This window comes from Thermovibrio ruber (genome assembly GCF_055380895.1).
Genome location: NZ_AP042397.1, coordinates 124,908 through 148,343 on the forward strand (window position 1 = coordinate 124,908; position 23,436 = coordinate 148,343).

General features: G+C 43.5%; 26 protein-coding genes. 16 read left to right on the forward strand and 10 right to left on the reverse strand.

Going from position 1 to position 23,436, the window contains the following annotated elements; all coding sequences use genetic code 11:
• Nucleotides 1-24 precede the first annotated feature (24 nt).
• Nucleotides 25-174: a hypothetical protein gene (locus ACZ424_RS00690; RefSeq protein ID WP_464904599.1), complete on the forward strand. Its 150-nt coding sequence runs from the start codon at nt 25-27 to the stop codon at nt 172-174.
• Here ACZ424_RS00690 and ahcY read toward each other — a convergent pair.
• From ahcY to ACZ424_RS00715, 5 genes are read right to left on the reverse strand one after another with little or no spacing between them, the layout of a single operon-like run.
• The gene (ahcY, locus tag ACZ424_RS00695; protein ID WP_464904600.1) at nt 171-1,430 is read right to left on the reverse strand and encodes an adenosylhomocysteinase; all 1,260 of its coding nucleotides are present in this window, start codon (nt 1,428-1,430) and stop codon (nt 171-173) included. The two genes, ACZ424_RS00690 and ahcY, sit on opposite strands and share 4 nt — an antisense overlap.
• A 1-nt stretch (nt 1,431) precedes the next feature.
• Complete coding sequence (lpxD, locus tag ACZ424_RS00700) at nt 1,432-2,439, reverse strand: UDP-3-O-(3-hydroxymyristoyl)glucosamine N-acyltransferase (protein WP_464904601.1); 1,008 nt, start codon at nt 2,437-2,439, stop codon at nt 1,432-1,434.
• A complete protein-coding gene (locus tag ACZ424_RS00705; RefSeq protein WP_464904602.1) occupies nt 2,436-2,975 on the reverse strand; it encodes an OmpH/Skp family outer membrane protein in 540 nt (179 codons plus the stop codon). Before ACZ424_RS00705 ends, lpxD begins: the two co-directional genes overlap by 4 nt.
• Before the next feature lie 17 nt (nt 2,976-2,992).
• Entirely contained in the window at nt 2,993-5,275 is a 2,283-nt protein-coding gene (gene bamA, locus ACZ424_RS00710) for an outer membrane protein assembly factor BamA (RefSeq protein WP_464904603.1), read from the reverse strand.
• Nucleotides 5,276-5,288: 13 nt separating this feature from the next.
• Complete coding sequence (locus ACZ424_RS00715) at nt 5,289-6,458, reverse strand: sensor histidine kinase (protein ID WP_464904604.1); 1,170 nt, start codon at nt 6,456-6,458, stop codon at nt 5,289-5,291.
• Nucleotides 6,459-6,532: 74 nt separating this feature from the next.
• On the opposite strand from ACZ424_RS00715, the gene gap reads away from it, so the two are divergent.
• Both gap and ACZ424_RS00725 read left to right on the forward strand, forming a co-directional pair.
• Nucleotides 6,533-7,540, forward strand: coding sequence for a type I glyceraldehyde-3-phosphate dehydrogenase (gene gap / locus ACZ424_RS00720; RefSeq protein WP_464904605.1), 1,008 nt, complete (start codon nt 6,533-6,535; stop codon nt 7,538-7,540).
• Nucleotides 7,541-7,608: 68 nt separating this feature from the next.
• Complete coding sequence (locus ACZ424_RS00725) at nt 7,609-9,588, forward strand: EAL domain-containing protein (protein ID WP_464904606.1); 1,980 nt, start codon at nt 7,609-7,611, stop codon at nt 9,586-9,588.
• Here the strand turns inward: ACZ424_RS00725 and ACZ424_RS00730 are convergent.
• Nucleotides 9,565-10,122 carry a CvpA family protein gene (locus tag ACZ424_RS00730; RefSeq protein ID WP_464904607.1) on the reverse strand — a complete coding sequence of 186 codons (558 nt, stop codon included), beginning with the start codon at nt 10,120-10,122 and terminating at the stop codon, nt 9,565-9,567. The two genes, ACZ424_RS00725 and ACZ424_RS00730, sit on opposite strands and share 24 nt — an antisense overlap.
• The gene (nadC, locus tag ACZ424_RS00735; protein ID WP_464904608.1) at nt 10,119-10,961 is read right to left on the reverse strand and encodes a carboxylating nicotinate-nucleotide diphosphorylase; all 843 of its coding nucleotides are present in this window, start codon (nt 10,959-10,961) and stop codon (nt 10,119-10,121) included. The genes ACZ424_RS00730 and nadC overlap by 4 nt, the downstream gene beginning before the upstream one ends.
• Nucleotides 10,962-10,979: 18 nt before the next feature.
• Between nadC and pgsA the strand changes: the two genes are divergently transcribed.
• The 13 genes from pgsA to ACZ424_RS00800 are packed head-to-tail and all read left to right on the forward strand — an operon-like array spanning nt 10,980 to nt 19,733.
• Complete coding sequence (gene pgsA, locus ACZ424_RS00740) at nt 10,980-11,519, forward strand: CDP-diacylglycerol--glycerol-3-phosphate 3-phosphatidyltransferase (RefSeq protein ID WP_464904609.1); 540 nt, start codon at nt 10,980-10,982, stop codon at nt 11,517-11,519.
• Nucleotides 11,512-12,573: an AI-2E family transporter gene (locus ACZ424_RS00745; RefSeq protein ID WP_464904610.1), complete on the forward strand. Its 1,062-nt coding sequence runs from the start codon at nt 11,512-11,514 to the stop codon at nt 12,571-12,573. The genes pgsA and ACZ424_RS00745 overlap by 8 nt, the downstream gene beginning before the upstream one ends.
• On the forward strand, nt 12,551-13,123 hold the full coding sequence (gene coaE / locus ACZ424_RS00750) for a dephospho-CoA kinase (RefSeq protein ID WP_464904611.1): 573 nt from the start codon (nt 12,551-12,553) through the stop codon (nt 13,121-13,123). Before ACZ424_RS00745 ends, coaE begins: the two co-directional genes overlap by 23 nt.
• Nucleotides 13,117-13,929 (forward strand): TIGR00282 family metallophosphoesterase, encoded by an 813-nt coding sequence (locus ACZ424_RS00755; RefSeq protein ID WP_464904612.1) that lies wholly within the window; start codon nt 13,117-13,119, stop codon nt 13,927-13,929. Before coaE ends, ACZ424_RS00755 begins: the two co-directional genes overlap by 7 nt.
• On the forward strand, nt 13,895-14,752 hold the full coding sequence (gene folD / locus ACZ424_RS00760; protein WP_464904613.1) for a bifunctional methylenetetrahydrofolate dehydrogenase/methenyltetrahydrofolate cyclohydrolase FolD: 858 nt from the start codon (nt 13,895-13,897) through the stop codon (nt 14,750-14,752). The genes ACZ424_RS00755 and folD overlap by 35 nt, the downstream gene beginning before the upstream one ends.
• On the forward strand, nt 14,749-14,943 hold the full coding sequence (locus ACZ424_RS00765) for an ATP-binding protein (RefSeq protein ID WP_464904614.1): 195 nt from the start codon (nt 14,749-14,751) through the stop codon (nt 14,941-14,943). The genes folD and ACZ424_RS00765 overlap by 4 nt, the downstream gene beginning before the upstream one ends.
• Before the next feature lie 43 nt (nt 14,944-14,986).
• The gene (locus ACZ424_RS00770) at nt 14,987-15,448 is read left to right on the forward strand and encodes a DUF4149 domain-containing protein (RefSeq protein ID WP_464904615.1); all 462 of its coding nucleotides are present in this window, start codon (nt 14,987-14,989) and stop codon (nt 15,446-15,448) included.
• Nucleotides 15,449-15,457: 9 nt separating this feature from the next.
• Nucleotides 15,458-15,757: a lipopolysaccharide assembly protein LapA domain-containing protein gene (locus ACZ424_RS00775; RefSeq protein WP_464904616.1), complete on the forward strand. Its 300-nt coding sequence runs from the start codon at nt 15,458-15,460 to the stop codon at nt 15,755-15,757.
• The gene (locus tag ACZ424_RS00780; protein WP_464904617.1) at nt 15,699-15,986 is read left to right on the forward strand and encodes an RNA-binding S4 domain-containing protein; all 288 of its coding nucleotides are present in this window, start codon (nt 15,699-15,701) and stop codon (nt 15,984-15,986) included. The genes ACZ424_RS00775 and ACZ424_RS00780 overlap by 59 nt, the downstream gene beginning before the upstream one ends.
• Nucleotides 15,987-15,996: 10 nt before the next feature.
• Complete coding sequence (locus ACZ424_RS00785) at nt 15,997-17,583, forward strand: AMP-dependent synthetase/ligase (protein ID WP_464904618.1); 1,587 nt, start codon at nt 15,997-15,999, stop codon at nt 17,581-17,583.
• Nucleotides 17,584-17,597: 14 nt separating this feature from the next.
• Nucleotides 17,598-18,416: a diaminopimelate epimerase gene (gene dapF / locus ACZ424_RS00790; protein ID WP_464904619.1), complete on the forward strand. Its 819-nt coding sequence runs from the start codon at nt 17,598-17,600 to the stop codon at nt 18,414-18,416.
• Nucleotides 18,403-19,077: a uracil-DNA glycosylase gene (locus ACZ424_RS00795; RefSeq protein WP_464904620.1), complete on the forward strand. Its 675-nt coding sequence runs from the start codon at nt 18,403-18,405 to the stop codon at nt 19,075-19,077. Before dapF ends, ACZ424_RS00795 begins: the two co-directional genes overlap by 14 nt.
• A complete protein-coding gene (locus tag ACZ424_RS00800; RefSeq protein WP_464904621.1) occupies nt 19,077-19,733 on the forward strand; it encodes an endonuclease III domain-containing protein in 657 nt (218 codons plus the stop codon). The genes ACZ424_RS00795 and ACZ424_RS00800 overlap by 1 nt, the downstream gene beginning before the upstream one ends.
• A 19-nt stretch (nt 19,734-19,752) precedes the next feature.
• Here the strand turns inward: ACZ424_RS00800 and ACZ424_RS00805 are convergent, their stop codons facing one another.
• The 3 genes from ACZ424_RS00805 to ACZ424_RS00815 are packed head-to-tail and all read right to left on the reverse strand — an operon-like array spanning nt 19,753 to nt 23,426.
• Nucleotides 19,753-20,601: a CoB--CoM heterodisulfide reductase iron-sulfur subunit B family protein gene (locus tag ACZ424_RS00805; RefSeq protein WP_464904622.1), complete on the reverse strand. Its 849-nt coding sequence runs from the start codon at nt 20,599-20,601 to the stop codon at nt 19,753-19,755.
• On the reverse strand, nt 20,594-21,715 hold the full coding sequence (locus tag ACZ424_RS00810) for a succinate dehydrogenase/fumarate reductase iron-sulfur subunit (protein ID WP_464904623.1): 1,122 nt from the start codon (nt 21,713-21,715) through the stop codon (nt 20,594-20,596). Before ACZ424_RS00810 ends, ACZ424_RS00805 begins: the two co-directional genes overlap by 8 nt.
• A gap of 10 nt (nt 21,716-21,725) precedes the next feature.
• Nucleotides 21,726-23,426 carry an FAD-binding protein gene (locus ACZ424_RS00815; protein ID WP_464904624.1) on the reverse strand — a complete coding sequence of 567 codons (1,701 nt, stop codon included), beginning with the start codon at nt 23,424-23,426 and terminating at the stop codon, nt 21,726-21,728.
• Between the last annotated feature and the right edge of the window lie 10 nt (nt 23,427-23,436).

Sequence of the window (23,436 nt, forward strand, 5' to 3'; positions counted from 1 at the left end):
TTAAAGGAGGATTACGAACCTACGTTGGCAAGGTTGATAACTCTTAGGAACGAGCTTGTTCACGTTTACGATGAGAAGAGGGCTAAGGACATATACGAGAAGATAAAAACTCCAGTAGTTCTTCAGACCCTCAAAGAGGTTTTAGAAAAGGTAAAGGGGGAGGGCTCCCCCTAAGTTCCCATTTCCCAAGAGTTGAGGTACTCTACCTGTTCAGGTGTTAACTCGTCTATCTCTATTCCCATAGCCTTGAGTTTTAGCTCTGCAACCTTCCTGTCAAGATGTTCAGGAACTACGTAAACGTTGGGCTTTAAGTTTTTACCTTCCTTTACAAGGTATTCGGCTGAGAGTGCTTGGTTTGCAAAGCTCATGTCCATAACGGAAGCTGGGTGTCCCTCTGCTGCAGCAAGGTTTACAAGTCTCCCTTCAGCCAAAAGGTAGATTTTCCTACCATCTGCCAATTTATACTCGTCAACGAAAGGCCTTACCCTTCTCTTCTCAACGGCCATCTCCTCTAAGGCCGGTATGTCTATTTCAACGTTGAAGTGGCCGGAATTACAGACTATTGCCCCGTCTTTCATTTTCTCAAAGTGTTCTTTCCTTATTACGTGGATATTTCCAGTTACGGTGCAGAATATGTCTCCTATCTCCGCAGCCTTCTCCATAGGCATTACCCTGTAACCGTCCATTCTGGCCTCAATGGCCTTTATCGGGTCAACCTCTGTAACTATTACCTCTGCTCCCATTCCCTTTGCTCTCATTGCAACGCCCTTTCCGCACCAGCCGTAACCTGCAACCACGAAGACCGAACCTGCAATGAGCCTGTTTGTTGCCCTTAAGATTCCATCTATTGTTGACTGTCCGGTTCCGTAGCGGTTGTCAAAAAGGTGCTTCGTCATTGCTTCGTTTACGGCTATTACGGGGTAGCGGAGAGCTCCCTCTTTTGCCATAGCTCTCAGCCTTATAACTCCTGTCGTTGTCTCCTCAGTTCCTCCAATTACGTTCTCAATTAACTCCTGATGCTTCATGTGAAGGGTTGAGATTAGGTCTGCTCCGTCGTCCATGGTTATGTGGGGCTTTCTCTTTAAAACTTCCTCAATGTGCATGTAGTAGGTTTCTTCATCCTCTCCCTTTATTGCAAAGACAGGAATGTCGTAGTGCTTAACTAAGGCTGCTGCAACGTCGTCTTGTGTTGAGAGGGGGTTAGAAGCACAGAGGTAAACCTCAGCTCCTCCTTCTTTTAACGTCCTCATCAGGTTTGCAGTTTCTGTCGTAACGTGAAGGCAGGCTCCTATTCTTATTCCCTTTAAAGGTTTCTCCTCTATAAACCTTTTCCTTATCTCTCTTCTCAAAACGGGCATGTCCATTTCTGCCCACTCAATCCTGTTCTTTCCAAGGTCTGCAAGTGATAAATCTTTAACGTGGTATTCCATTCTATCCTCCTTTTAAGATAAGACCCTTAATCTTCTCGTAGATTTCCGGGAGCCTATCGACCAACGCTTGAACTTTTCTCCACTCTCTATAAGGCCTTGCTGGAAATCCTGCGTATGTTCCTGGTTCTTTTAAACTCTTTGTAATACCAGACTTTGCAGCAACGGTTATGTTATTTCCTATCTCAATGTGGCCGGCAACTCCCACCTTTCCGGCTAAGGTGACGAAATCTCCAATTTTCGTGCTTCCTGAGATTCCTACCTGAGAGACGATAAAGCAGTATTTTCCAATCTTTACGTTGTGTCCTATCTGAACCAAGTTGTCTATCTTTGTTCCCTCCCCAATTACTGTATCTCCGAGGGTTCCCCTGTCTACGGTTGTGTTTGCCCCTATCTCAACAAAGTCTTCTATTACAACTCTACCTACCTGAGGGATTTTGTGTATTTTCATCTCCCTTTTGCTGAAGGCGTATCCAAACCCGTCAGAACCTATTACTGCCCCTGAATGGATCCTTACAAACCTACCGATTTTTACTCTGTCGTAGATTGAGACGTTGGAGAAAATAACTGTGTTGTCGCCTATTTCGCAGTTCCTTCCTATAAAAGTTCCTGGGAATATGTAAACGTTGTTTCCTACCTTTGTTCCCCTTGATATGTGGACGCCGTTTCCGACATAGCAGTTCTCTCCTATCTCAACCCCTTCCTCAATTTTTGCGTTTAGACAGATGCCCGGTTCGGGGAGCTCCTCCGGGTAGAATATCTCAAGGAGTTTTGCAAAGGCGACGTAGGGCTCGTCACATATAAGCTGAGGAGTTTTGAGATCTTTAAGGGGAACTCCCGTCAAAATTGCAGAAGCTTTTGTTTCCTTTAAGAACTTCCTGTATTTTGGATTCGTTAGGAACGTAATTTCTCCTTCTTCTGCTCTGTGAATTTCTGAAACTCCAGTTATCTCTACGTTTTCATCACCAACGACTTTGCAGCCGATAAGTTCAGCTATTTCGCCTAACTTCATTTCCCGGCCTGCTGGTTGTAGAGTTTTATTATCGTATCCGTTAAGTCATACTTAGGAGAAGCAGCAATAATTCCAGCTTCTCTTGCGTCAACGATCATCGGAATGTTTTTCTCTTTCTGGTAGTTCTGAATAAGCTTTACAACTTCCTGAATGAGCTCCATCGTATACTTCTTTTCAAGGTTCATTATCTCAATTTGGGCATCCTGCTGGTAACGTTGAAGGTCCCTTATCTTCTGCTGGAGCTGATCTTCAAGTTTGGATTTCTCTTCTTTGCTTATAACTGGACTCTGTAGTTTCTGTTTTATCTGATCAATCTCATTTTGTATCTGTTTAATTTTCTTTTTCGCCTGGGAGATTCTGTTCTCTATGAGGGTTTTTGCCTGTTTCCCTTTGACAGACTCGTTAATTATCTTTTGCATGTCAACGTAGTAAACAGTAAACACCTGTTGGTTTTTCTTCTCAGCAGATAGAGAGGGCGTTGAAATACCCGTTATCAAGGCTGCCGAAATAACTGCTCCGATAAACGCTTTTCTCATCTAAAACCTCCGTTTGTTTAGAAGTAGCTTCCCATTCCAAAGTGCCACTCAGAAGAGCTCTCTCCGCTCTTCCTGTCAAGTTTCCAGCCAAGGTCTAACCTAATTGGTCCCATCGGAGTTAGAACTCTTAGTCCAATACCTGCAGACTTCCTCATATCTCCCAACTTGTATTCGTCCCACCAGCCTCCACCAACGTCAACAAATCCAATGAGCCTCAGCATCTTGGTAACATCGTATCCCAACTCAAAGTTGAAGATGAGCTCCCTGTTTGCACCTTCGGGGTCTCCGTTCTTGTCCTTTGGTCCTGCTTCACCCCAGCGGAATCCTCTAACGGTTGTATCTCCTCCTACGTAGAACCTGTAGTCTATCGGTAGTCTACTTGTGCTTCCAAAGGCGTCTGCGTATCCAACTTTTGCGTGGACAGATGCTATAAACGGTAGTTCAATATCTATCGGTAGTTCGTTGAAATTGAAGTAGTAAGCGTACTCTCCGATAACTTTGTAGAACTCTTTATCTCCACCTAAGAAGTTTCCGGCCAACTGAGTTGTTACTTTGAAGAAGTCTCCTTTGTGAGGCAAGAACCTGTTATCCCTTAAATCTCTTGAGATAAACGCCGTTGCCATCCCTATCGTTTCTGTTCCTTCTTCCTCTTTGAGGATATCTGGAGCATCCTCATCTATATCTGTAATCTTATCCCTCTCAATGAGGTAACCGGCTCCAACTTTCCAGTCTTCCCAGAGTCGTCTTGAAACCATCGTTGAAAAACCGGTTTTCTTACTTGTGTAGGTGAAGTATTCATACCTGTTGTTAAATAGGCTGAGAGAGAGGGTTTGTGGTTTGTCCAGCCACCACTTGTGGTTGTAGTTGATGTAGAAGTCAAGAACTCTTGAACCGAACTGAAGGTTTACTGAACCTGAGTCTCCGGTTCCAAACAGGTTACCTTTAGAAACACTTACCATTCCCACAAGCTTTGAAACGGAACTGTAGCCGGCACCTACAGAGAATACACCTGTTAACCTCTCTTTAACGTTAACGTTTACATCTACTTTGTTCGTTCCTTCAACAATTTTCGGTTTAACATCAACGTTTTCAAAGTATCCTGTATTAAAAAGCCTCCTTATAGACCTTTCAAGCCTTAAAGTGTTAAATATTCCAGTTTCGTATAGGTCTAACTCCCTCCTTATTGTTCTGTCCCGGGTTGATATGTTTCCGTTTATCCTTATCCAGCGGACGTAGGCTCTCTCTCCTTCGTAGATGTGAAAGATGACGTCTGCAGTGTGAGTTTCAGGGTGGACTTTCACTTCAGGAATTGCGTTTGCAAAGATAAAACCTAACTCTCCGTACTTTCTGATAATTTTCCTTGTTAGTTCGTTAACTAACTTCTGGTTGAACCTCTTACCTAGCCTTATTTTCTTCTCAAGTTTTAAGAAGTCCTTTGAGCTGAAGAGTTTGTTGCCTATAAACTCTATTTTGCCGAACTTATAGGGCTTTCCCTCTTTGATAATTCTGTAAACTACTTTATAGCAGGAGTCTTTCTCTAATTCAACTTTCGGCTGACCTACTACAACGTCTAAGTAACCTTTTTCTTTATAAAGTTCTTCGATTCTCTTTATGTCTTCCTGAAGGTTTTCCTGAGAGAGGGGAGCGCTAAACCTGAGGTGGAGGATTGATTTTGGTTTTGTAACTAAGACATCTTCTATGTCTCCGGAGCTTATGGCCTTATTTCCCTTAACTTCAATGTTACACACTTCTGCCTTTTTCCCTTCATTTATTACAAATGTAACGACTGCCTTTGTAGGAGATACTCTATCTATTGTGTAGTAGGCTCTTGTTCCAGGGTATCCTTTTTTAGCGTAAACCTCCTCAATTTTCTTGGTAAGGGTATCTAAATACTTATAATCAAGTGGTTTTTTTAGCTTTGTCTCTTCTCCTTCTTCAGTTACTAATCCTAACTCCTCTTTAAGCTTCTTAGAGGAAATTTTGGAGTTTCCCTTAAAAACTACGTCTGTTATTATCGGTTTTTCCTTGACGAAATACCTTAGAATGACGCCATTTTTTCCCTCTTTTACGTCAACTGATATGTTTTCAAAGTATCCTAATTTGAACAGCCGCTTGATGTCCTGAGCCACCAATTTTGGGGAGAAAGGCTTCCCCGGTTTTTCTGATATGTAGTAGAGGATTGTACTTGTTGGGATACTTTCGTTACCTATTACAACTACCTTTTCAACCTTTTCCTGAGCGCCGTAAGAGAACTGGAATAGAGAGAGGAGCAGCAGTAAGGCAATTAGAATACTTCTCATTTTTCCCCCAATCTCAAAGGTCGGAGGTAATAATATCACACCTGTTTGGTAAGTATATAGAAAAGCATGTTCCTTCACCTTCACAGCTTTCAACCTCTACTTTCCCTCCCAATTTCTCGGTTGCCAGTTTGACAATTGAAAGACCCAAGCCCGTTCCTCCTGACCTCCTTGATCTTGATCGTTCTACTCTGTAGAATCTTTCAAATATGAAGGGAAGGTGTGATTTTGGTATCCCGTATCCTGTATCACACACCTTTATTTCGTCCTCGTTTTTCAGCTGGCGGAAGGAGAGCTCTATCCTTCCTCCTTCTCTGTTGTACTTTATTGCGTTATCTATCAAGTTCTTTAATATGGCGTGAAGGAGCTTTTCGTCTGCACACGTTTCTGCATTCTCTGGAATTCTTATTGTGAGCTGAATTCTTTTCTGGGAAAGGACTTCTGATACGTTGTTAATTATCTCTTTTACGAGGGGCAACAACTTTACTTTTTTCAACTTTAACGTTAGGTTGGTGCTTTCTAACAGTGATAGGGTTATCAGATCTTCTATGAGCTGCTCCATGTAGTTAACCCGTTCTTGAGCTTTAGATATGTATTTCAGGGCTTTGGGGTTTTCTTTGCAGGTTTCCTCAAGTGTTTCAAGTGATATTTTCATTGCCGCTAAGGGAGTTTTAAGCTCGTGGGAGGCGTTGGCTATAAAATCCTTTTTTAGTGTTTCATACTTTTTCATCGGGGTCTGGTCTATAAGGAGTAGGACTTTCTCGTCCATGTCTGAGCCGAATATTACCTGAACAAACTTGTCCTTTATCTTCTTCTCCTGCCAGATTCTGTAGCTGTCGTTAAATGCTTCGTTTATCATTGAGACTACGTCAAAATCTTTGATTGCCTGGTAGAAGAACTTCCCTATGTCTTTTTCGTCTATTCCGAGGAGCTCTCTGGCAAACCGGTTGGTAAATATAATTCTTCCATAAGGATCCATTATTACGATTCCCTCTTTTATGAGGCTGAGAGCTCTGGCAAGTAGTTTTGATCTATCAATTGGTGGCTGCTTTTTTTCGGTTCTTCCTTTTTCTCTAAGCCTTTTGAGGAGTTTTATCCTCTTTCTCCTCTCGTTTAGGGCAAATGATGCAAAGACAAGCAGGAATAAAAAGAGGAATACAGTTAAACCTATAAGTAGCCGGTTCAAGTTCAGCTCCCTTTGAGAGGTCTGGTTTAATAGTTTATCATTAGGAAAGTAAAAAAGACCTTCAGGGAGGAGTTATGTCTGTAAAGGTAGCCATTAACGGTTTTGGCAGGATTGGAAGGAGTTTTTACCGGATTGTTCACTCAGACCCAGACGTTGAGGTTGTTGCTATCAACGACCTTACAGATGCGAAGACCCTTGCCCATCTGCTTAAGTATGATTCTGTCCACGGTAAGTTTGGCGCTGAGGTTTACGCCGACGGCGACGAGTTGGTCGTTGACGGTAAGAGGATAAAGGTTTATGCCGACCCGAATCCGGAGGAGCTCCCTTGGAAAGATTTAGAAGTTGACATTGTCCTTGAGGCAACAGGCCGTTTCAGGGATAGAGAAGGGGCTTCTAAACACCTTAAGGCAGGAGCGAAAAGGGTTGTTATCTCTGCACCTGCCAAGGAGCCGGACATAACAATAGTTATGGGTGTAAACCACGAAGACTACGACCCCGAAAACCACAGAATCGTTTCAAACGCTTCCTGTACAACTAACTGTTTGGCTCCGGTTGCAAAGGTTCTCCTTGAAAATTTCGGCATCGTTTCCGGGTTCTTAACAACTGTTCACTCCTACACTATGGATCAGAGACTCTTAGATGCTCCACACAAAGATCTGAGAAGGGCAAGGGCTGCTGCAGTTTCAATGGTTCCAACAACTACTGGTGCTGCAAAGGCTGTTGGCCTTGTTATTCCTGAGCTTAAAGGTAAGTTCAACGGTATCTCTATAAGGGTTCCTACCCCAGACGTATCACTCATTGACTTTGTGTGTGTTGTAGAGAAAGAGGTTACAGTAGATGAGGTAAATAGAGCTCTCAAAGAGGCAGCAGAGGGAGAGCTTAAAGGTATCCTTAATTACTCAGAGGAACCTCTCGTTTCTATAGACTACCTCGGTAATCCACATTCATCTATTGTTGACGGTTTAAGCACAGACGTTATAAACGGTAACTTGGTTAAAGTAATTGCCTGGTACGACAACGAGTGGGGTTACTCAAACAGGCTTGCAGACCTGATTAAGTACATGTCTAACGTTGGAATTTAGTTATAGTAAAAGTTGATTAGATTAGAATTTTTGAATGGGGGGGCCCCCTTTTTTTGTAGGAGAGTTTTATGGTTGTAGACTTTAATAACCTGTTTAAACTCTTCTGTAACTCCTACGTTGAAAGTCTTCCAAAGCACATCCAAAAACTGATTGGGGTAAAGGAGAGCCTTGAAGAGTTCTGTGATTCGTTGGTTGGAGAGTTTGAGGCACTGGTTAAAAGCTACAGGGAGAATAGGAAAGAGTTTGAAAGAAGAGTGGAAAAGCTTGGGGTATTCTTCTATAGACGGGGTATTGAAATCTCCTTCATCATAGATGCCCTCTCTTCCCTGACTTCCAAGATTCTCCTCTACTTTCACTCTGAGAAGTTCCCTCCTTCATTTGACTCAGAGGTTCTTAACTTCTTCTACGACTTTCCCAACCTCCTTTCAAGGGGATACATAAAGGAGTCTATAAAGGTAAAGAAGGAGTTCTTCTACCTGAAGTTTCCAAAGGAGGATTATTTAAAGGGTGTAAACTGGACTTTTGAGGTTTTGGAGAGCTCCTTCAACGGTAAGTTCCCAGACCTAAAGAACCTTGACGAGGGAATTTGCCCTCTAAACAAAGTTTTACAAAGCAATGCTTACAGGCTATCCTGTAAAAAGCTCAACCTCTGTTCCCTCTCAGAAGAGCTCCACAGGAAGATACACTCAGACCTCATTTCGTATACCTCCTACCTGATGGCCAGGAGATACCTTCCAGCCTACCTCGTCCTCTTAGACATCTACGTTCTCCTTTTCAGGTTCTTTAATGTAGTTAAATCTGTTGATGAGCACAGGAAGAGTATAACTCTTGATGAGGTCGTAGAGTTCTTAGTTGATGAGGTTAAGGAGCCTTTCTACCTCTTCATTCTGGACCCGAAGGATATCTCGTTTATAAACAAGACTTTAGGTTACTCTGTGGGCGATGAGATTTTTGAGTTTTTACTTGACTACCTGGAGGGGAAGTTTAAAAGAGAAAGTGGAAAGGACTTTGCAGTCTTTAAATGTCCCTTTGGAGTAGTAGCAGCTTTCTTCAGGAAGGGAGAAAGTTCAGATGAGGAGATTGTTGATAGGTTTAAGAAAGCCTTTGATTTCCTTAATTCAGCTCTCTCCTTAAGGTTTTCAACCCTGCCTGTTCCTATTAAGCTCAACGGTTTTGTCCTTAAGGTCGATAAGGGCTTTCCCATGAAGAAAGATGACTTACTAACCCTCATAAAGTTCGTCCTGAGGAGCGTTAAAATAGAAGGAAGATTTAAGGTTTTTGATTTCAGTGACTTCTCACTTCAGGGAAGAGTTAGGTCTTTTTCAAAGTTGATTAACTTTATTAAAGATATTACAAAAAACGGCTACGTGAAGTTGGCAGTTCAAGGAATCCGCGACCTTAGGTCTGGAGAGGTTCATCACTACGAGGTCCTTTCCCGTTTTGTAGACCAAGATAGAATAATTCCTGCCTACCAGGTAATAGACCTTTTCTACGAGTTCAGGTTAATACACATCCTTGATACTCTGGTCTTTGGAAAGATAGCGGAAAATGTAGAAGCCTTCCTCTCACTTGGAAAGCCAATCTACGTTAACCTCTCTCTTCTTACTGTTAAGAACCCTGGAGCTAAAGGGAAAATTGTTGAGTCTATCTCTGAGGTAAAGAGTAAAGGGTTGAAGATAGGAATTGAGATAACCGAGCAGGCAGCAGTTGGGAACTTTGAAACCCTAATTGATTTCGTTAGCGAGGTTGACGTGCCGGTCTCAATAGACGACTTTGGAACCGGTTACTCCTCCTTCTCTAAGCTCATAGATTTTGTTGATGCAATACCTGTTGACAGTTTAAAGATTGACGGAAGCTACGTTAAGAAGATCTCTGAATCCCCAAAGGCCAAGAGCGTTGTTAAGGCTATTAACAGTATGGCCCACGCTTTAAACCTTAAAACGATAGCTGAGTTCGTAGAGAACGAGAAGCTGGTTGACGAGCTCATGTTCTTAGACGTTGACTTTGGTCAGGGCTACTACTTTTCAAAGCCTGAAATACTTGTTTAGAGTAAAGTTCTTTCTAAGGTAAGTTTCTGCCTTCCTCCACCTTTTTACAAGGGGGTCATCCTCCCTCACAGGAGCAAATTTAATCAACCTGTCTACAACCGGAACTGCTATCCCGCCAAGGGAACTCTTCTTTATTAAGTAGCCGTCTGGCGTTAACACAGCCACCAAGAAGACGGCAACGGAGGCAATAAGCCAACCCCTTATGATTCCAAAGAAAAATCCCAGTATGTTGTTGAAAATTCCTAATGGTGTTTTGTTTATCTTTCTGTTTATGTGGAATGCTACATACTTTGATACTACGAAAAGGATGGCAAATATGGAAATTCCTGAAAGTATTACGGTTGTTTGGTCTGGCCTTTTGATCAGTAGTTTCGTAACCTGTGGGGCAAATATGTATGCAGCGTAAATACTAAAGATAATGCCTATGATGGAGAGTACCTCCTCAACGAAACCCTTGTTAAAGCCTCTTATTAAGTTCCAGCCTACTATGATGATTATCAGACCGTCTAAAACGTTTAAAGTTGTAAGGTTCACTCCACCTCCAAACTAAAGTCTATCCAGCTTGCCGCGGTTACTATTTTACTTGTAGATACGAAGTCCACAGGCAGTTCCCTGATGTTTTTCAGCTTCTCAAGGGTTATACCGCCAGAGAGTTCAACTTTTACACTTGATTTTGCTCTTTTAAGCGTTAAGGCTGCTTCTTTTACTTCCTCTAACGGCCAGTTATCCAGCATTACTATGTCAATTAAATCAATTACTTCAAGAGCTCTCTCAAGTTGTTCCCAGTTCTCTACCTCAACTTCAATCTTTGTTGTAACGGGCACCTCTTTTGAAACTGATACAACTGCCGATTTAACTCCGCCGAAGGCTCTGATGTGGTTATCCTTTACCATTACTGCGTCGTAAAGTCCTAACCGGTGGTTGAGAGCTCCCCCCACCTTCGTTGCGTGTTTCTCAAGCATTCTCAGTCCCGGAGTTGTTTTCCTCGTGTCAAGAAGTTTTACGTGGGAGCCTTTTAGCTCCTCAACGAACCTTCTCGTTGTTGTTGCAATTCCGCTTAGCCGCTGAATCAGGTTAAGGGCAGTCCTTTCGGCTGTGAGGATTGATGGGAGCTCCCCCTCAATCAGACAGACTACCTCGTTCTCACCAAACTCTTCACCTTCCCTTTTTAGCCAATTTACTTTGATTTCTGAGTTAACAGTTTTAAACGTTAAGGTAAAGGGTTCTACTCCGCAGAGAACTCCCTTCTCCCTTGTAATGAGCTTTGCCTTTCCCTTTACTTTTGGGAGAGCTCTGCTTGTAATGTCCCCTGCTATTCCTAAATCCTCGTTGAGAAAGTTTACAATTAGTTTCTCTAAATAGAGTGGATTCATCTCTCCTCCGGAGGTGGCGTGGTAAACGTTCCTAACATAATAACTGTCTTTCGGGTTTTCTTGGTTCCGGTCTTCATTATGGCCGTTTTTTACGGTAGATTCAAGGCAGCTCTTTTTATATTTCTCATTGCCTCTTTAAGTGATGCTTTAGACGGTTTCCTCGCAAGAAGGCTGAAACAGGTAACTACTTTGGGTGTTATACTTGACCCGATTGCTGACAAGTCACTGATAGACTCGGGATACATTCTCTTCTCGTTTTCACAAAAATTTATTCCGGTTTGGCTTTCTGTTATAGTCTTGAGTAGAGACCTTCTAATTATTTTTGGCGGGTGGCTCCTCTCCATCTTTGGGAAGTTAGACAGGATAAGGCCTAACCTCCTTGGAAAGTTTACTGCGTTTTTGCAGTTCTTGACTATTTTGGCTGTTCTGGTGAGGATAAACTACGGTATTATTGGTTTGGGGGATCTTTATCTTCTCTTCTACCTGACGGCGGCCTTTACGGTTGCTTCTGCTATTTACTACACTTATAGAGGAATAAGAGAGTTAAACGGTGAGTAAGTATCTGGCGGAAGTTTACCTGTTTTCAACGGTTTTTATACTGTTGCTTTTACTATTTCTACTAAAACCGGCGCTTCTTCCATTTTTTATTGCTTCTGTTCTTGCCTATGTATCTCTTCCTATCTTTGACTTTTTCCTTCAAATAACTAGGAAAAGAAGAATTTCTGCTATCCTTACCATTTTAACGCTGTTTCTAATTTTCTTAGTGGGTCTTTTTGTTGTTTTACCTACGATAATTGAACAGGTTCAGAGTTTTATTAACTATCTTCCTACTTTAGCCCACAGATTAGATTCGTTCTTTTACTCCCACTTTGGTAAGCATTGGCCGATTTTCCACCCACTTAGAATAAAGAATTTAGCCGAATTTCTTCAAGAAATCTACTCTAAATTGGGAACGCTTCCTATTGGCAGCATAATTTCTAAACTGTTTTCAGGAGTATTTTCCGTTATCTCAGTTGCAATCAATGTGATTGTTGTTCCCTTTCTTACTTACTATTTTCTCTTAGATTCAAAAAAAATATTAGACATCTACATTTCCCTTTCACCTGAATCCATCCAGGACGAGCTTAAACGACTCCTTCATAAAGTTCACTCTTCCCTATCAAGCTACCTTGTGGGTCAAATAGCAGTGGCAACATTTGTTGGAACCTACATAGCCGTTGGCCTCTACTTTGTGGGCATAAGGTATTCACTTCTTATCGGGTTTATCTCTGGCGTTTTAAATATGATTCCATACGTGGGATTTTTCTCCGGACTTCTCCCTTCTCTTCTTCTTGCGGTTTTTGACAACGGTTCTGTTGAGGCTGTTTTAGGGGTTCTAACGGTTTTTTTAACGGAAGTGGGACTTGAAAACCTCATTTATCCCCTTGTTATGAGCAGGACTACAGGAGTAAACCCTATTCTTATTCTCCTGTTTATCTTTTTAGGCGGGTATTTGGGAGGGTTTTTAGGGATTATCGTTGCAGTTCCCCTTGCGGTTATACTGATTCCGATATTTGAGAGCTTTCTCGGGAAAAAGAGGGGTAGTAGGGTTGGTACTAGGGATAACGGGTAACATAGGTTCTGGGAAATCTACACTATCAAAGTTCTTAAAACTTAAAGGTTTCCCTGTTTATAACGCCGACGAGATAGGGAAGGAGCTCCTCCAAACTGAGGCAAAAGAGGAAGTGATTAAGGTTTTCGGGAAAGAGCTCCTTACAGGTTCAGGCTTTATAGATACAAAAAAGCTCGCTTCTATCGTTTTCTCAAATCCCAACTTACTCTCAAAACTTACTGGAGTACTCCATCCCCTTATTCTTGAGAGAATAGAGTCTTTAAAGTTGAAACATTCTGACTCTGTGGCTTTTGTTGAAGCGGCAGTGGCCGTTGAGTATGGCTGGCATAGAAACTTTGACGCTTTGATCCTCGTTTTTGCCTACAGGGGACAGAGGCTTTTAAGGGCTGCCAAACGGTTCGGTCTAAAAGGGGCTTTAAAAAGGGATTCCCTTCAACTTTCCTACAGGGAAAAGTTAAAATACGCAGACTACTTAATCTGTAATACAGATACACTCCTTAACCTGAAGGAGCAGTCTGAACTCTTGGCCGAGGAGTTAGCAGGGTGCTGAAGGTTCTGTTTGTTGGAGATGTTGTAGGAAGGCCGGGTAGGAGAGCTCTCCACCTCTTCCTTGAGGAGAACAGGGGAGAGTTTGACCTCTGTATAGTGAACGGTGAGAACGCAGCAGGGGGATTTGGCCTTACGGAGAAGATAGTCAACAAGCTTCTCTCTTACGGAGTTGACGTTATAACTGGAGGAAATCACACTTTTGACAAGAAGGAGATATACCAGTTCATAGATAAGTACCCGATTTTAAGGCCTGCAAACTACCCACCCGGAGCTCCCGGAAGGGGATTCATAACACTTGAGGTAAAAGGGGTAAAGGTTTTAGTTGTTAACCTAATGGGTCGTGTTTTTATGGAGTGTTTAGACAACCCCTTTAGAGTTTTTGACTCTGTGCTGTCAGAAAACGAAGCAGATGTTGTAGTTGTTGACTTTCACGGTGAAGCCTCTTCTGAAAAGCAGGCTTTCGGTTTCTACGCTGACGGCAGGGCAACTGCAGTCTTTGGAACCCATACACACGTTCAAACTGCCGATTTAAGGCTGCTTCCCAAAGGGACTCTCTACATCACGGATGCCGGAATGGCTGGAGCAACAAACACAGTTATAGGTATGGAGCCGAAGGAGGGTATAGACCGTTTTGTGAAGCAACTGCCGGTAAGGTTTAAGGTTCCTGAGAAGGCTGAACTTATTCAGTTCTGCGGCGTTCTCTTTGAAATTGGAGATGACCTGAAGGTTAAAAGTTTTAGGAGAATTTACGACTTTTACGAGAGAGGGGAAGATGGCAGTTATATTAGACGGGAGAGCTCTCTCTGAGAGGATAAGGGGAGAGCTAAAAGAAGAAGTTAAAGTTCTAAAGGAGAGGTTTGGGAGAGTTCCCACCTTGGCAGTTGTCCTTGTAGGTGATAACCCTGCCAGTGAGATATACGTTAGGAACAAGATAAAGGCCTGTGAGAAGGTAGGGATAAACTCTGTAGACAGACGATTTCCCTCAAACATAACCCAAGAAGAGCTCAACAAGGTGGTTAAAGAGCTCAACGCAGACACTGAGGTAGACGGGATAATCGTCCAGCTTCCCCTTCCAGAGCACCTCTCCTGTAGAGAGGTTATCAACTACATCTCTCCAGAGAAAGATGTTGACGGGTTTCACCCGATAAACGTAGGAAAGTGTATACTGGGGCTTTACGATGAGGGTTTGATGCCCTGCACGCCGGCTGGGGTTATGAAGTTCTTTGAGGCCTACAACATTCCTTTAGAGGGAAAAAACGCTGTAATGGTAGGCCACAGTAACATTGTAGGGAAACCCCTTGCTAACATGCTACTTAACGCAAACGCTACTGTTTCTGTCTGCCACGTCTATACGCAAGACCTCCCCCACTACACCCGCCATGCCGACATCCTTTGCGTTGCAACTGGAGTTCCCCACCTTATAAAGGCAGATATGGTTAAGGAAGGGGCTGTAGTTATAGACATCGGAATTAGCAGAGTAAATGGTAAGATAGTTGGAGATGTGGACTTTGATGCTGTAAAGGAGAAGGCGTCAGCCATAACCCCCGTTCCCGGAGGGGTTGGACCTATGACTATAACGATGCTTCTCTACAACACGGTGAAAGCTTTTAAGATGAGGATGGGTGTTTGAAAGTCATTCCCTACATTGACCAGGAAAAGTGTATCGGTTGTGGTATCTGTTTAGACGTCTGTCCTAATGGTGTTTTTGTAATGAGCGGGGATAAGGCCGTTGTTATGTATCCTGAACTCTGTAACGGGTGTGGAATCTGCGTTGAGAACTGTCCCGTTGACGTTATAACCCTCAAGTGGACAGACCTGTAACCTTTCGGATAAAATCCTTATCCAGTTCAGCGGAGGAGACGAAATGCTTTTAATACTGAAGTCTCTCTACCTGTATTCTGTTTCACTCTGGGTGGGAGCTCTCTTTTTCTTCACAGCCGTCGGAGCTCCCCTTGCCTTTAAGGTTTTGAGTAAAGAAGAGGCGGGTAAATATACAGGAGCGGTGTTTCCCAAGTATTTTGGTTTAGGCTACATATTTGGCCTTCTTTCTCTTATCTCCTTTTACCTGCTTACAAAAAATAGTATGACCCTTATCTCTTCGGTAAACCTCTTTCTGCTTCTCGGTATGAACATCTTTAACTTTATAAACGGCCTCGTTATTGTTCCAAAAGCGGGAATTTTAAAAGCCGAGTTTTACAGAAGTAATGACCGTTCTTACTACGATAAATTTTTAAAACTTCATGCGGTTTCTATGGCGTTAAACGGAATAACAGTCGTTTTGGGTCTTATGGTTGTAGGAATAACCTCTCTTTATTTAACCTTTTAGAGGTTTAAAATGACTCTGAAGCAGAATTTCTATGCCACTTTGGTGGCAGTAATCGTAATTGGAGTAACCCTGTTTGCACTTCAGAACTTTCAGGATGTTGTCGTTACTATTCCTTTTGTAGGGGAGTTTAAGACGAAACTGTTTGTCGTTATAGTTTTCTCTTTCTTTGCAGGTTTTCTTGCTGCCGGTTTTATTTCCCTTATTCTTCAGATATTCTCTTTACCCTCAAAGTTTAAGAAGGAGAAGAAAGTTGAGAATAGACCAGTTCCTGAAGTTAGCAAGGGTGGTAAAGAGGAGGAGCGTAGCTAAGGAGCTCTGCGATTCGGGAGCTGTTAAGGTTAACGGCCAATCTGTTAAGCCTTCAAGAGAGGTAAAGGAAGGGGACGTTATTGAGGTTGACACGCTGACCCGTTTCCTAAAGGTAAAAGTTCTGAAGGTTCCTACTGCCAAAAACGTTTCAAAGAAGGATGCAAGAGAACTCTGTCTTATCCTTGAGGACAGTAAGAAGGACATTAGAGACATAATAGACCTTATCTGAGGGAAAGAAAATGGAGACGTTCTTAGAGAGGGTTTTTGAAAATGTTCAGGAGCTTCCCGACAGAGAGATAATGATAAACAAGAAAGAAGGGAGGTATATTCCTCTTACTTACAGAGATTTTGGAAGTCAGATTTCCCAAATTCAGGACTTAATGAGGGAGCTCTCTCTTGAAGATAGGGTTGTAATTTTTATGGAAAACAGGCCTGAGTGGATAAGCTCCCTCTTTGCAGTTCTCTTCTTAGGCGGAATAGCGGTTCCTGTAGATTACCTTCTAACAGAGGAAGAGCTCTTTAACATACTGAAAGACTCCCAGCCAAGATTTCTCGTTACCGATAGCAAGAACAGAGAGGTTGCGGAAAGGGCTGTATCAAAACTTGGTTATCACGTTAAGATTTTAAACGTTGATTCCCAGGACCTAAAAGGCGAAGGGAAGATAACCTTTAAAAAGAGGGATTTGGAAGACGTTATCCTCATCCTCTACACATCCGGAACAACTGGAAACCCAAAAGGGGTAATGCTTACCCTCAAGAACCTTAACCACAACATAAAAGCCGTTGAGAACTTAGGGTTTTTAAACGAAAACGACAGGTTTGTTGCCATACTACCCTTCCACCACACCTATCCTCTAATGGCTACGGCAGTTCTTCCGATCACCTTAAGGCTTCCTCTTGTTTTTATAGAGAAGCTCACTCCGACAGATATCCTCTCAACGGTTAACGAACAGAGAGTAACCATAATGGTTGGAGTCCCAAAGCTCTATCACGTTATTCACCATAACATAATGGCTGAGATTAAGAAGCTTCCAACTTTAAAGAGGAAACTTGTTGAGGGAGCTCTAAAGGCTTTCAGAAAGGGAGTTCCCCGTTCCGTCAAGAAGAAGTTCTTCTCTGAGGTTCACAGGAAAGTCGGACAACACTTGAGGTTTATGATAAGCGGTGGAGCAAAGCTCAGTGAAGAGGTTTGGAGAGATATGGAGGCAATGGGGTTTAACATTTTGGAAGGTTACGGCCTTACAGAGACCTCTCCCCTTATCTCCGTAAACAGACCTGATAAGAAAAAGATAGGCACTGCGGGGATTCCTGTTGACGGCGTTGAAGTAAGGGTTATTGATTCGGGAGAGATAGTTGTAAAGGGTGATAACGTTATGAAAGGGTATTACAATAAACCGGAAGAGACTGGAAAAGTAATAAAGGACGGCTGGTTCCACACCGGAGATTTGGGTTTCCTTGACGAGGAAGGCTTTATCCACATTACTGGAAGAGCAAAAGAGGTTATAGTTCTTGAGAGTGGAAAAAACGTTTACCCAGAAGACATTGAGATAGAGCTCCTTAAAAGTCCCTACATTTTAGAGGTGGGAGTCTTCTTCCACGAGGGGAAGTTAAAGGCCATTGTTAGGCCGGACTTTGAACTCTTAGTTGAAGAGGGAGTTGAAGACGTTAGGAGCTTCATAAAGAAAGAGATGAACAGGCTCATGAAGGGATTTCAGCCCTACAAGAAGGTTAAGGAGTTTAAGATAGTTGACAGGGAGCTCCCTCGAACGAGAATAGGTAAGCTGAGAAGATTCCTTCTTCCAAGCCTTTGGGAAGAGATTGAATAGTTTTGGAGAGCGAGGTGAAGTTAAAGTTTTCAAAAATTCAGGGGACGGGAAACGACTTTATCGTAATCAACAACCTTTCCGGATGTTTTGACAAATTCTGTGGCAGTATTCCTCAGGAGCAGGTTGTAAGAATTCTCTGTTCAAGGAGAACTGGAGTCGGCGCAGACGGGCTTATCCTTATAGAGGATTCCTCCGTTGCCAACTTCAAGTGGAGGTTCTTCAACTCCGATGGCTCAACTGCAGAAATGTGTGGAAACGGAATGAGGTGCGTTGCCCGTTTTGCCTACGAAGAGGGACTTGCCCCCGAAAGGATGGCCGTTGAGACTGAGGCCGGAGTTGTTGAAGCTGAAGTAAAAGGAAGGGACGTAAGAGTAAAGCTTACTCCTCCCAAAGACCTTCAGTTAAACCTGAAACTTAACGGCTTAACGGTTCACTTTATAGATACCGGAGTTCCTCATGTTGTAGTCTTTGTTGATAGGTTGAAAGACGTTAACGTTAACGAGGTTGGTAGGAAGATTCGCTTTTCGGAGCTCTTTGTCCCAAGGGGAGCAAACGTAAACTTCGTTGAAGTTCAGCTTAACAAAGTTCTCGTAAGAACTTACGAAAGAGGGGTTGAGGGAGAGACTCTTGCCTGCGGAACCGGGGCGACAGCTTCTGCTCTAATTTCTGCTAAGGTTTTCGGCTTAAAGTCTCCCGTTGAAGTTGAGGTTTCAACTGGCGAAAGGTTGAAGGTCTACTTTGACGAGAAGTTTAAAAATGTCTACCTTGAAGGACCTACTACTTGGGTTTACGACGGAGAACTGAGGGAAGAGGTTTTAAGTGGACGAGCTTAAAAAGTTCGTTGAGTTTTTAAACCTTTTAGGCTATGAAGAGGTAAGAGTTCCTAAAACCAAAGAGGTTCTTGAGATGGCTGAGGTTAACCCTTTAGAGGAACTGAAAAAACTTGAAGAGGAAGCGAAAAAGTGCTGCAAGTGTAGGCTGTGTAAAACCAGAACCAATGTCGTTTTTGGTGAAGGTGACCCAAGTACGAACCTAATGTTTGTAGGGGAGGCTCCGGGAGAGCAGGAAGATCTTCAGGGAAGGCCTTTTGTAGGGAGGGCTGGTCAGCTTTTAACGAGGTTCCTAAACCTCTACGGAGTCTCAAGGGACAAGGTTTACATAACCAACGTTGTGAAGTGCAGACCTCCGGGAAACAGAAATCCGGCTCCTGACGAGATAGCCGCCTGCTATCCGTTCTTAGAGAGACAGATTGAGCTCATCTCTCCAGAGGTTATTCTCTGCTTGGGAGCCTTTGCTGCAAGAACAGTTTTGAACCTTCCGGAGAAGACTCCAATTTCAAAAATTAGGGGGAAAGAGCAAAAGGTTCAAATAGGAGGTAGGGAGGTAGTCGTCATTCCAACCTTCCACCCTGCCTATCTTCTCAGAAATAGAAGGGGAGAACCAGAGTTTCAAAAAGATCTTGAGAACGCGCTGAGGATTGCCGGTCTTACCTGATGGAAAGGGTTAAATTAATAGAAGAGATTTATAGAAGGTTAAAGGAGCTCTTCCCAACTCCCTACAAACCTAACAGAACTCGTTTAGAACAGGCTGTCTTTACAGTCCTCAGCCAGAACACAACCGACAGAAACGCAGAGAGGTGTCTTGAGAACCTGAAAGAATTAACCGGAAATAATCTTCTGAAAATTCCTAAGTTAGGTGGTGAGGAGCTCCTTTTGGCAATCAAGCCCTGTGGAATGTTCAACCAAAAGTTAAAGGCTCTGAAAACTTTGATTTCAATGTGGGAAAAAGTTGAGGAAAAACTGAGGGAGCTCCCAGAAAAAGAGGCCATCAGCTACCTAATGTCGTTTCCTTACATCGGCTCAAAAACTGCAAGGGTTATCCTCACCTTCGGTTTTGGTAAGAACACCTTTCCAATAGACACCCACTGCAGGAGAGTCTTAAAAAGGTTGGGAGTTTTCCCAGAGAGCTGGAGTTTAGATGAAATCTCTCGGTTTATGGAGGAACACTTTGACGGTGAGTTTAACAGGGAGCTCCACTACAACTTCATAAGGCTCGGAAGAAAGATCTGTAAAGCTAAAAATCCTGAGTGTGATAAATGCCCACTGAAGGACCTCTGCAGGTATTACAGGGAGAACAAAAAGGCAGAGTAAAGGGAGCAGGAACTCCCTCCTACTCCTTCTCAACCTTAATGAGGTGGTGAGCAAGTCCAGATTTTTCCTTATCTATACCGAAAGCGTAGGCCATAATCTCAGGGAGAAAAGAAGAGGGAACATTTGGTGGATTTTCCATGTTTGTCTGATAGATATCAAAGGATTTAAAACATAGTGGACAAGGAGTTGCAACGATGTCTGCACCTACCTTCTTAACTCCTCCCAAAATTCTGTTGAGCTTCTTTAGAGTCATATACTTATCTGTAAAGAAGGAGTGGTAACCGCAGCAGGCGTCTTTCCCCTCGTAGTCGTCAATAACCTCTGCTCCTAAAGCCTTCAGTATCTCCTGAAGTGAAGATGGGTTATCGCTATTGTCAATGGCAATTTCTTTAGGGTAGAGTACGTGGCAGCCGTAGTAGGCGGCAACCTTCCAGCCCTTTAAAGGCCTCTTTACAGCCTTTCTTATCTTCTCGTAGCCGACAACGTCCCTGAAGAAATCAAGTAGGTGGAAAACCCTACTTGTTCCCCTGTACTCTAAGCCCTCTTCCTTCAGGAGGGAGTTAATCTCTTCCTTCAGCTTCTTGTTCGTATCCAAGGCCCTTTTGGCCTTTGCTATTACCATGTAGCAGGTGTTACAGGAAACAAGGATATCCAAACCCTCTCTCTCCGCAAGGGCAATGTTCCTTGCGTTTATGGCGTAAGAGAGCTTTCTGTTCTCCTCGTCAATCGTGTTCCCACCGCAGCAGGTAGTTTCCTCTAAAAGGACAACGTCAACGTCTATTTTCTTAAACATTTCTTTCATCGTCTCAAACATGTGGGCATCTTGCCCCTGAAAACAACAGCCCTGGTAAAAACCAACTTTAACCATTATTACCTCCTAAGAGCCCTTTAAGTTTGGAGATTAACCCCTTGGAGCTCCTCCCTTCCTCGTGAGCCTTATCAACTATAGTGCAGATATCGGCTTTAAATATTTCGCTGACCATCCTGTCGATCTTCCTTACGTGTGAGAAATCAAGGTCTAAGGCCTTATCTTCCTTAGAGAGTATCTCAAGGTAAATGTCCCTGAACTTCATTAGGCCCTTTGTAGGCTTTGGAACTTCCCAAACCTCAACGCCCATCTCTGTGTAAGCCTTCGTGAGCTTCTCCCTTGCCTCTTTATTTCCGTAGACTTCTTCAGGAAGGTAGAGCCTGTTGATTTGACCTGTAGCGTAAATCCAGTCAACAAAGTGCTTGAGCTTTTTGGCTCCTGGCTTATCTGTAAACCCTTTCTTAACCGCCTGTCCTCTCAAGTTCTGTATATCCTCAGCAGGTTTTACACCTTTAGGGCAGACGTAGAGACACTTCTGACACTGAACGCAGCTCCAGAGCCCTCCTGAGATTGCATACCTTATCCTTTTCTCTTTTGCCGTCTCAATGTCCCTTCTATCAACCTGAAACCTGTAAGCTTTAGAAAAAGCAAAGGGTCCTCTATACCTCTCGTTATCAGCTACAGCTTCACAGGCGGAGTAACAGGAGAAGCAAAGCATACAGTGGATCTGATCCTTGTAAGCTTCCATTTCTTCTGGGTAGATGATGCTCTCGTGCATAGGGTCTGTTGGGACGACCCTCGGGTCTGGAACGAGCCAAGGGATGAGAGTTTTCATCTTCTCTATCGGTTTATCTATGTCAACAACCAAGTCCTTTATTACCTTCATGTGATTTAGGGGTTCTATCCTTAGAGGTTTTCCCTTCCAAGTTTCTACCAGCTCTTTCATTGGAGTTTTACAGGCAAGTTTTGTTTTTCCGTTTACCTTCATTGAACATGAACCGCAGACTTCGCTTCTGCAGAAAGCCCTAAAGGCGAGCGTTGGGTCAATGTTATCCTTTATGTAGAGGAGAGCGTTTAAAAGGGTCCCTTCAACGGGAACCTCGTACTCTTTGTAGTAAGGTGCCTGGTCTTTTTCAGGGTCGTATCTAAAAACCTGTAAAACAGCGGTTTCCATCATCTCCTCCTTAATACTTCCTTTCCTCTGGCGGGAACTTGGTTATTACTACTGGCTTCCAGGAGAGCTCGTACGTTCCGTCCTCTTTGAGTTTAACAACCGAGTGTTTTAAGAAGTTCTTGTCGTCCCTCTGCGGGTAGTCCTTCCTTGCGTGAGCTCCCCTACTTTCCTTCCTCTCTATTGCCGGAACGGCTATTGCCGGTGCCAAGTCAACAAGGTTTAAAAACTCTAACGCCGTAATGAGATCTGTGTTGTACTTCTTGCTCGTATCGTAAACCTTAACGTGTTTAGCCCTCTCCTTAATCTCCATCAATTTTTCAAGGCCTTCTTTCATACTCTTCTCTTCCCTAAAGACTCCGAAGTGTTTCATCATTACGTTTCCGAGCTTCCTTCTTAGGTCGGCAAGCTTCTCCTTTCCGTCAGCCTCCATAAGCTCTAAAATCCTCTTCTCGTCATCTTTGGCCTTTGCCATAGACGGGTTCGTTTCGGGAGCTTCATCTGCATACTTAACCGCCTCTAAAGCAGTCAGCCTTCCGTAGACCAGAACGTCAAGCAGTGAGTTTCCTCCAAGCCTGTTTGCTCCGTGGACGGAGATGCAGGCACACTCTCCTGCGGCGTAAAGTCCTTTTATAGGAGTTCTTCCGAATCTGTCAGTGTCAATCCCACCCATTGAATAGTGGGCAGTTGGGGCAATTGGAATAGGTTCCTTTACAGGATCAACTCCCTCGTAGAGTATTGCGTGCTCCCTCGTCTGTGGAAGTCTCTCGTTTATCTTCTCTCCTCCAAGGTGAGTAAGGTCTAAGCATATGTAGTCCCCGTTAGGGCCGCAGCCTCTCCCTTCGTCTATCTCTGTCTGAATTGCCCTTGCCACTATGTCCCTCGGGGCAAGCTCCATCTTCTCGGGGGCATACCGTTTCATAAACCTTTCTCCATCCTTATTTCTCAAGTAACCCCCTTCTCCTCTTGCACCTTCAGTAACTAAAATTCCAGTTTTTGCAAGGCCTGTTGGGTGGAACTGAATAAACTCCATGTCCTTTAGGGGTAGCCCTGCCCTCAGTGCTGCAGCAGTTCCGTCTCCAGTATTTCCAAGGGCATTAGAAGTTCTATTCCAGTAGACCCTTGCGTGTCCTCCGGTTGCAAGGATTACAGCCTTCGTTTTAATCAGGTGAACCCCTCCGTTTTTTATGTCCCAGGCGGTTATTCCCTCAACCCTCTCTCCGTTATGGATTATTGAGAGGAGGAACCACTCGTTCAGGAACGTAACGTTGTTCTTCAGACACTGTTCATAGAGGGTCTGAAGTATGTAGAAGCCGGTTTTATCTGCAGCATAGCAGGTCCTTGGAAAAGAAGCTCCTCCAAAAGGCCTCTGGGCTATTCTTCCGTCGGGCCTCCTTGAGAATGGAACTCCTCTGTGGGCTATGTCGTATATAACTGCGGCTCCCATCTTGCACATTATGTCAACTGCGTCCTGGTCGGCCAAGAAGTCGCTACCTTTCACCGTATCGTAGGCATGGGCTTCTGGGCTGTCTCCAACTGAGTGGGTTAGAACGGCGTTTATTCCCCCTTCTGCTGCTCCAGTATGGGAGCGGGTAGGGTAAACTTTTGTCATGACGGCAACTTTCAAAATAGTGTTTTCTGCTGCCCAGAGGGCTGCATAAAGCCCTGCTCCGCCGCCTCCTACAATAACTATGTCGTAGTCAAGCTCAACCATTAATACGACC

Coding starts and splice junctions, on each gene's coding strand:
- ACZ424_RS00725 (WP_464904606.1), top strand. CDS start 7,609: ATGGTTGTAGACTTTAATAACCTGTTTAAACTCTTCTGTAACTCCTAC.
- nadC (WP_464904608.1), bottom strand. CDS start 10,961: ATGAATCCACTCTATTTAGAGAAACTAATTGTAAACTTTCTCAACGAG.
- ahcY (WP_464904600.1), bottom strand. CDS start 1,430: ATGGAATACCACGTTAAAGATTTATCACTTGCAGACCTTGGAAAGAAC.
- folD (WP_464904613.1), top strand. CDS start 13,895: ATGGCAGTTATATTAGACGGGAGAGCTCTCTCTGAGAGGATAAGGGGA.
- ACZ424_RS00705 (WP_464904602.1), bottom strand. CDS start 2,975: ATGAGAAAAGCGTTTATCGGAGCAGTTATTTCGGCAGCCTTGATAACG.
- ACZ424_RS00770 (WP_464904615.1), top strand. CDS start 14,987: ATGCTTTTAATACTGAAGTCTCTCTACCTGTATTCTGTTTCACTCTGG.
- ACZ424_RS00810 (WP_464904623.1), bottom strand. CDS start 21,715: ATGGAAACCGCTGTTTTACAGGTTTTTAGATACGACCCTGAAAAAGAC.
- bamA (WP_464904603.1), bottom strand. CDS start 5,275: ATGAGAAGTATTCTAATTGCCTTACTGCTGCTCCTCTCTCTATTCCAG.
- ACZ424_RS00805 (WP_464904622.1), bottom strand. CDS start 20,601: ATGGTTAAAGTTGGTTTTTACCAGGGCTGTTGTTTTCAGGGGCAAGAT.
- ACZ424_RS00785 (WP_464904618.1), top strand. CDS start 15,997: ATGGAGACGTTCTTAGAGAGGGTTTTTGAAAATGTTCAGGAGCTTCCC.
- ACZ424_RS00815 (WP_464904624.1), bottom strand. CDS start 23,426: ATGGTTGAGCTTGACTACGACATAGTTATTGTAGGAGGCGGCGGAGCA.
- lpxD (WP_464904601.1), bottom strand. CDS start 2,439: ATGAAGTTAGGCGAAATAGCTGAACTTATCGGCTGCAAAGTCGTTGGT.
- ACZ424_RS00775 (WP_464904616.1), top strand. CDS start 15,458: ATGACTCTGAAGCAGAATTTCTATGCCACTTTGGTGGCAGTAATCGTA.
- ACZ424_RS00800 (WP_464904621.1), top strand. CDS start 19,077: ATGGAAAGGGTTAAATTAATAGAAGAGATTTATAGAAGGTTAAAGGAG.
- gap (WP_464904605.1), top strand. CDS start 6,533: ATGTCTGTAAAGGTAGCCATTAACGGTTTTGGCAGGATTGGAAGGAGT.